A 445-nucleotide genomic window follows, 5' to 3' on the forward strand; every position below is an offset into this window, starting at 1 on the left:
GGTTGCGCAGGCGCGGGCCGTGGTGGAGGAATGGAAGTACGAGCAGGTCTATCCGTTTCCAGATGAGCCGGGCACCTCGATCGAGCAGATCGAGCGGCAGGTGTTCGACATCGTGGCGGTGCATATCGCCCGCCATCTCCCCGGCTTCGACGCGATCCAGCGCCGCAGCAAGGCGTTCCAGCTTCGCATGTTGAGGCAGGCGATCGAGACCAGCCCCGCGTCGCTGCAGCTCATCCTCGACGAGGTGCTGCGCCTGCCGAAGTCGCAGCGCGACGAGCTCGCCCATCTGCTGCGCGATACCTCGCTGTCGTCGATCATCGGCACGAGCCGGATCGTCGATCTGATGCTGTCGAAGGCGACCCGGTCGCATCGCGCGAATGGCCTGTCGCATCTGATCGTCGAGCTGAAGGCGCCGCAGGTGAAGATCGGCTCGGAGGAGATCACG

At 65.2% G+C, this 445-nt stretch carries 1 pseudogene; it reads left to right on the forward strand.

Annotation, left to right across the window (positions count from 1 at the left end):
- Positions 1–445, forward strand: a pseudogene (locus tag HWY05_RS37935) (histidine kinase); the annotation flags it as partial.

The organism is Paraburkholderia sp. BCC1876, from assembly GCF_902833695.1.
GTDB lineage: Bacteria > Pseudomonadota > Gammaproteobacteria > Burkholderiales > Burkholderiaceae > Paraburkholderia.